The sequence below is a fragment of the Syntrophorhabdus sp. genome (assembly GCA_012719415.1).
GTDB lineage: Bacteria > Desulfobacterota > Syntrophorhabdia > Syntrophorhabdales > Syntrophorhabdaceae > Delta-02.
Genome location: JAAYAK010000006.1, coordinates 1 through 6,400, shown reverse-complemented (window position 1 = coordinate 6,400; position 6,400 = coordinate 1). Strand labels below are relative to the sequence as shown.

Genomic DNA, 6,400 nt, shown 5'->3' with positions numbered 1-6,400 from the left:
CGGGAGCGCATCCGTTCCTTCTACGGCCTCGACAAGCCGCTCTACGTTCAGTACTGGTCATGGCTCACGAGGATCGTGCGTTTGGACTTCGGCACATCCTTCGCCACGGACAGACGCCCCGTCATCGACAAGATCAAGGAGAGATTGCCCATCACCATACTCATCAATCTCCTCTCCATGGGTCTTATCTTCATATTCGGCATACCCATAGGCATCTATTGCGCCCGCTACAAGGACACGTTCCTGGACAGGTTCCTGACCTCCTTTGTCTTCGCCGGGTATGCCGCGCCCACTTTCTGGGTGGCGCTGCTCGCCATGATCTTCTTCGGGGTCTACCTGGAGGTCCTTCCCGTGTCGGGCATCAAGTCCTACGATTTCCGGGAGATGAACATCTTTGAGAAGGTCTTCGACGTGACAGGGCACCTCGTGCTGCCCGTGTGCATTTCCGCGGTCGGCAGCCTCGCGGGCATCTCACGGTACATGAAGAGCAGCCTCCTCGAGGTCCTGAGACAGGAATACATCACCACCGCATACGCCAAGGGGCTTCCCGAGAGCATGGTCATCAGAAAGCACGCCCTGCGCAACGCCTTGCTGCCTGTCATAACCATCCTCGGGCTTTCCATCCCCGGCCTCATAGGCGGCAGCGTCATCTTTGAAAGCATCTTTTCCATCCCCGGCATGGGACAGCTCTTCTACTTCAGCGTCATGGCCCGCGACTATCCCACGATCATGGGTATTCTGGTGATCGGAGCCTTCCTGACGCTTGTCGGCAACCTGATCGCCGACGTCTCCTATGCCGTGGCCGATCCGAGGATAAGGATAGGATAGAATCGGGTCATGGGTGATAGGTCATGGGTCATGGGTCATTGACAGACTGCCTTTTCCCTTTCCCGTTACCCGTTACCCGTTACCCATCACCCGTTTCAAGGGTGCCTCAATGAACCGGCCGGTCAAGAAGATGACGAGCAGGGGTCTTGCGGTCTCGGGATCCCTTGCCGCCATGGCGAAGAAGGTGTTCGGAAAATACCAGGCGGACCATGCCAATATCATGGTGTCCTCCATAGCGTTCTATATCCTTCTCACCTTCATACCTTTCACGCTCTTCTCCTTTTTCATCCTCGGATATGTCGTAGATGTGGGTCATACCGGCGTTCAGATGGAGAAGTACATCGCCCGGGTCATACCGGCACCGTACAACGCGGTCATCGTCAAGAAGGTCCTCAGGGAGATAAACGTCATTTCCCTGTCCAAGAGACTTTCGGGTCCGCTGGGTCTCTTGTTCCTCCTCCTTTTCACATCGCGGCTCTTTGCCGTCCTGCGCCCTTCATTCCAGCTCATGTTCGGCAAGACGAAGAAAGGGTTCATCAAGGGCAAACAGGAGGAATTCATCCTTACCCTTGCCTTCGCCTTTATCCAGACCATCATTTTCTTCAGCTATGTCTTTTCCGTGATGATGCAGGTGAAGGTGGTGAAGGCCTTCGGAGGGGCCGTCACGCGCGCTTCGGTGGTGCAGTTCTTTTCCATCCTCGACCTTTTTCTTGTCGCCGGGATGTTCTACTTTCTCTACCATGTCCTCACGCCCGTGCGGGACAGGAGGAAGCTCCTCTTCGCATCCGCTCTGGGGGCCGCGATGTGGCATCTGGGCAAGTATTTCTTCCAGTACTTCGTTCTCTACATAGGGCGGTTCACGGCCTTTTTCGGCACCTACGGCGTCTTTATCGCTTTCCTTTTCTGGGTCTACTTTTCCGTCTTTGTCTTTATCGCCTGCGCGGAACTGCTGAGTGTCTCCTCGGAACCCGCTGTCAATGGGCCTCGGCCCAACTATGCCCGATTCCGATGGAGACGGTGAGAGGGACTCTAAGCTCGATCACTTTTTCCATCTCCTCTCTGACGAGCTGTTTCACCGGATCGGTCTCGTCGGGGGCGACCTCAAAGAGCAGTTCGTCGTGTATCTGGAGGATAAGCCGCGAAGAGAGGCCCTTGAGCCTTATTGCCCTGTGGATGTTGATCATGGCCATCTTTATGATGTCCGCGGCGGTGCCCTGAATGGGAGTGTTCATCGCGACACGCTCGCCGAGCTGGCGGACGGCGGGGTCGGAGTTCACCAGTTCCGGTATGAACCGCATCCTCCCGAGCAGTGTCCGTACGAACCCTTTCGTCCGAGCCTCTTCGATGACACCGTCCATGAACTCTCTCACGGCCCTGTGCCGCTCAAAGTAGCTGTCGATGTACTCCTGGGCTTCTCTCTGGCCCACGCCGAGCTCCCTGGCGAGACCGAAGGCGCTCATGCCGTAAATGATGCCGAAGTTGATGACCTTGGCGGCGCGCCGCATGTCCTGCGTCACCGAGCCGGTGGTCACACCGAAGACGTCCCGGGCGACCGTGGAATGTATGTCCTCATCACGGTGGAACGTGGCGATGAGGTCCTCGTCGCCTGACAGATGGGCCAGCACGCGAAGCTCTATCTGCGAGTAGTCCGAGGACAGAAGCAGGCATCCGTCCGCTGGCACGAAGGATTCGCGGATCTTTGGCCCTTCCTGCCCCCGTACAGGAATGTTCTGGAGATTGGGGTCGCTGCTCGAAAGCCGTCCCGTGGCGGCGACCATCTGGTTGAAGGTGGTGTGTATCCTTCCCGTGCGGGGGTTAATGAGCGTGGGCAGGACGTCGACATAGGTGTTCTTCAGTTTCGCGAGCGTGCGGTACTCGAGGATCCTGCCGGGCAGGGGATGGCTCCCGGAGAGTGCCTCCAGGACCGACGTGTCCGTTGAGAAGCCTGTCTTGGTCTTCTTGACGGGGGTGAGTCCCAGGACCTCGAAGAGCACCCGGCTGAGCTGCTGCGGGGAGTTTATGTTAAAGGGTTCGCCGGAATGAGCATAGATGTCCTTCACGATCTCCGTGAGACGGTGGTCGAGATCGCGCGACAGTTCACCGAGCTTGCGCCTGTCGATCCTGACGCCGGCCTTCTCCATGTCGGCGAGCACCGCGACGAGGGGCAATTCCGTGCCGAAGAAAAGGTCCGACAGCTCAAGTTCATGCAACCGTGCCCGGAGGGCGTCGGCAAGGTCGGGAAGACAGGCGGCGAGGCCACGAAGGGATGATGCCGCATCCGCTGCTGATATGTCGGCATCGAGATATTCTTCCACTATCGGTCCCGGCGCGAGATCCTTGCGCAGAGGGTTCGCGAGATAGGCGGCGAGCATGGTGTCGAAGACCTTCTTCTCCTGGAGGAGATCGCCCGCGACCACGAAGAATGCCTTCAGATCGTGCCCTATCACCTCCTTCGCGTTGCGAAGGACCACCGCCAGGTCGGCAACGTCGTCAGAGAGGAAGACCCCTTCGCCGTCGAAAGCGGCAAAGGCCAGAATCTCCCGGTCGCCGGCATTCTTTCCCCGGAAGGAGCCGGCTATTGACACGCGGTCCGTCGCCAGGTCGGCGAGCGCCTTCTCCTTCACATCCTTCTTCTCCTTCCCTTGCACGCGGACCTCGCGGTAAAGGGCGGTGAATTCCAGTTCCCTGTACAACCTGCGGAGGGCTTCGACGTCAGGCGGCCTTGCGGCCAGGCCTTCCACACCGGCCTCGATGGGGACGTCGTACCTGAGCGTGGCCAGCTTCTTGCTCATTTCCGCCTTTTCCCGTCCCGCGATGAGCCTTTCCCTGACCGCCTTCCTCTTCATCTCGTCGACGCGGGCATAGATATTTTCGACTGACCCCAGCGAGGAGACGAGTTCGCGTGCCGTTTTCTCGCCGACGCCCGGCACTCCCGGGATATTGTCGGAGGTGTCGCCGCAGAGCGAGAGATAATCCACGATATTCCGGGGCGGGACACCGAACTTTTCGATCACCTCCGCCTCGCCTATGACAACGTTCTTCATTGAGTCGAGGATGCGGACCCTGTCACCCACGAGCTGCATCATGTCCTTGTCGCCCGTAACGATAAAGGTCATCACGTTGTCCCTGGTCTTCAGATGCTCCGTGATGGTGGCGATGATATCGTCCGCCTCAAAACCCTCCTTTTCCACAACGGGCAGCCCCATGGCATCGATGACCTCTTTGACGAAAGGCACCTGGAGGGAAAGGTTGTCGGGCATTGCCGGCCGCTGCGCCTTGTACTCCCTGGATATCTCCTCCCTGAAGGAGGGACCCCGGGCGTCAAAGACGACGATGAGATTGTCGGGGTTCTCGCTGGCGATGAGCTTCCGGATCATGCCCACGAAGGCATAGATGGCATTCGTGGGAACCCCCCGTGAGTTGGAAAGGTGCGGTGTCGCGTAGAAGGCGCGGTAGAGATAGGAATGTCCATCGACGAGGAAGACGCGCTTGTACGCAGCGGCGGATGTGTTCTCGGTCATGCCTCTCCTTCCTGGCAGTTTTTAGTCTTCGGGTACGGAGAAACGGGTCCGTATCTTGAAGGTCCGTTTTTCAGGGAAGCGTTGAATGGTGACGGAAAAGGCATCTTCCAGCGTCGTGAGGAACCTTTCGATATCTTCCTTTCTTTCCATCGTAACGGTGAACCAGAGGTTCAGTTCCCCTTCGCGTTCGTAATTGTGGGTCACTCCCGCTTCCCTGCTCACGGCGCCGGAGATATCTTCAAGTCTCTCCGGAGGGACAGCGACGCCGCAGAGGAGGCTTGTGTACCCCAATTTCCCGGCGTCGAGCACCGGTCCGATGCGCCGTATGTAACCCCGGTCCTTAAGGCTCTTCACCCTTTTCCGGGTTTCCTCTTCAGTGAGGCCGACCTTCGCTCCTATGGCCTCAAAGGGTCTTTCGGCGAGGGGGAAATCCTCCTGGAGGATGTTGAGCATCCTCCTGTCGATGGCATCCATTTCCTTCACGAAGGCCTTGCTCATCCCGGACCTCCCGAAAGGAAACACTCGAAACGGTCCCCGCCTGCCTTGCAGATGGGGCATGTTTCCGGGGGCGCCTCTCTGGCGCAGAGATACCCGCAGACCCTGCACCGCCATACGGGAAGGGGCGGCCGGACGATTCCCGCGGCGGGCTCGCTGTCATGGCGGCGGGAACCTTCGGCGGGCCTTCTTTCCGGGATGGATCCAAGCGGGCGGCGTCCCTCGGCCACATCTCGCGAGACGTAAAGGGCGCAGAAACAGGAACCATGCTCGGCGAGGTCCGCATCGCGGTAGTCACAGGGACAGAGGATGTCGTTGTCATCATCTTGCCTGCCCGAGGCCAGCCGGCAGGGGCAGGCCGGGTAGCCGTACCTTTCAACATTGGTTAAAAGCCCTTGTACGAGGGCCCTTACAAAACCCATGTCGGGGTTGAGATGGTATCCGGATGCCTGCGATCGGGCCAGGAGATCTTCGAGGAAGATGTCCGCCCCTTTCGAGTCTTGCGCCGATCCGTCATTCATAAGTTGAGAGCCTGCCTCAGCGTGTCCTCGTTGAACCCGATGACGCACTTCTCGCCATTCACGACGAGGGAAGGAAAGGAACACTTCGGGTTCCACCGCTTGAGTTCCGCGATCGTTTGCGCCTTCTCTTCATCCGCCAGGGTATCGACGTCGACGTAGTCGTAACCGATCCCCATTTTGGCGAGGAATCCCTTCATCATTTTGCACCAGACGCAGGTGCTGAGGGCGTAAAGGGCGAGAGATCCCTTGTCTTTGCCTTCCACGCGGGTCATTCCCATCTCCGGGCCTCCTTTCGAGCATCAGGTCTTGCCATGCTCCTATGGTACCATAGCGCCATCGCCGAAAAACAGGTTTTTCTTCTCCCGCGAAGAATGACGGGATGGAGACCGAAATTATGATATACTGTCGTCATGCCAGAAAAGAGAGGGAGGAGTTCCATGAGAAGAGCTTTTGTTCTGTCGATCCTGTTGTCTGTTTGTTTTGCGGCCGTTTCTTCCTTTGCGGCTGGTGAGGCGAAGACGGGAGAGCCTTTTGTCTGTCCCCGTGCCGTCAATGTGGAGGTGGGCATAAGGACCACCGGGGGCACAACCGGATGGGAAGCGATCCCCGCCAGGAGCACCTTCACCCTGGCGATCAAGGAGAGCGCGGTGCGCGGCTCCACCATGATCTGCCATTACACGAACGGCACCGTGGACTACAACCTCACCAGGGCCTTCCCCAAAGGGAAGACGTGCCACATAGCCCCGAACGAGTCGTTCATGTGCCAGTGAAAAGACAGCTTGAACCGCTCGATCCGCTTGAACGTTCCCGCTCTGCACGATCGCTTCTTCCCGTTAAAGCTGTTCAAGCAGTTCAAGCGGCTGCAACCATTTTTTTTAGTGGAAATCTGACCAGTCCGCGCGGAGCCTGTTGATGTCTTTGTAGACCGTTGTGTGGCGTGCCTTGTCGTATTCGAGGACGTAGTCCACGAAGGTGGGGAGGTACCCCTGGGTCTTGAGCGTGCCGAGGATGTTCCCGACGTAGGTTTCGAGCCTT

8 protein-coding genes are annotated in these 6,400 nt (G+C 58.2%); 3 read left to right on the top strand and 5 right to left on the bottom strand.

Annotated elements, in window-relative coordinates; translation table 11 throughout:
- Window positions 1-828 (top strand): ABC transporter permease (locus tag GXX82_00230; protein ID NLT21452.1); only part of this gene is annotated, 828 nt, incomplete at its 5' end.
- 109 nt (window positions 829-937) lie between these two features.
- Window positions 938-1,849, top strand: a complete 912-nt coding sequence (locus tag GXX82_00225) for a YihY/virulence factor BrkB family protein (GenBank protein ID NLT21451.1) — start codon at window positions 938-940, stop codon at window positions 1,847-1,849.
- Here GXX82_00225 and polA read toward each other — a convergent pair.
- Genes polA through GXX82_00205 form a run of 4 tightly spaced genes read right to left on the bottom strand, consistent with a single transcriptional unit; the run spans window position 1,803 to window position 5,643 of the window.
- Entirely contained in the window at window positions 1,803-4,349 is a 2,547-nt protein-coding gene (polA, locus tag GXX82_00220) for a DNA polymerase I (GenBank protein ID NLT21450.1), read from the bottom strand. The two genes, GXX82_00225 and polA, sit on opposite strands and share 47 nt — an antisense overlap.
- Window positions 4,350-4,370: 21 nt before the next feature.
- A complete protein-coding gene (locus tag GXX82_00215) occupies window positions 4,371-4,847 on the bottom strand; it encodes an Lrp/AsnC family transcriptional regulator (GenBank protein NLT21449.1) in 477 nt (158 codons plus the stop codon).
- Window positions 4,844-5,365 (bottom strand): ferredoxin:glutaredoxin reductase, encoded by a 522-nt coding sequence (locus GXX82_00210; GenBank protein ID NLT21448.1) that lies wholly within the window; start codon window positions 5,363-5,365, stop codon window positions 4,844-4,846. The genes GXX82_00215 and GXX82_00210 overlap by 4 nt, the downstream gene beginning before the upstream one ends.
- Window positions 5,362-5,643: a glutaredoxin family protein gene (locus GXX82_00205; GenBank protein ID NLT21447.1), complete on the bottom strand. Its 282-nt coding sequence runs from the start codon at window positions 5,641-5,643 to the stop codon at window positions 5,362-5,364. The genes GXX82_00210 and GXX82_00205 overlap by 4 nt, the downstream gene beginning before the upstream one ends.
- A gap of 159 nt (window positions 5,644-5,802) precedes the next feature.
- On the opposite strand from GXX82_00205, the gene GXX82_00200 reads away from it, so the two are divergent.
- A complete protein-coding gene (locus GXX82_00200; protein NLT21446.1) occupies window positions 5,803-6,135 on the top strand; it encodes a hypothetical protein in 333 nt (110 codons plus the stop codon).
- A 105-nt stretch (window positions 6,136-6,240) separates the two neighbouring features.
- On the opposite strand, the gene GXX82_00195 is transcribed toward GXX82_00200, so the two are convergent.
- On the bottom strand, window positions 6,241-6,400 hold a 160-nt coding region (locus tag GXX82_00195; protein ID NLT21445.1), incomplete at its 5' end, for a hypothetical protein.

Excerpts from the sequence above, each read along its gene's own strand:
- GXX82_00200 (NLT21446.1), top strand. The coding sequence starts at position 5,803 with ATGAGAAGAGCTTTTGTTCTGTCGATCCTGTTGTCTGTTTGTTTTGCG.
- polA (NLT21450.1), bottom strand. The coding sequence starts at position 4,349 with ATGACCGAGAACACATCCGCCGCTGCGTACAAGCGCGTCTTCCTCGTC.
- GXX82_00205 (NLT21447.1), bottom strand. The coding sequence starts at position 5,643 with ATGGGAATGACCCGCGTGGAAGGCAAAGACAAGGGATCTCTCGCCCTT.
- GXX82_00210 (NLT21448.1), bottom strand. The coding sequence starts at position 5,365 with ATGAATGACGGATCGGCGCAAGACTCGAAAGGGGCGGACATCTTCCTC.
- GXX82_00225 (NLT21451.1), top strand. The coding sequence starts at position 938 with ATGAACCGGCCGGTCAAGAAGATGACGAGCAGGGGTCTTGCGGTCTCG.
- GXX82_00215 (NLT21449.1), bottom strand. The coding sequence starts at position 4,847 with ATGAGCAAGGCCTTCGTGAAGGAAATGGATGCCATCGACAGGAGGATG.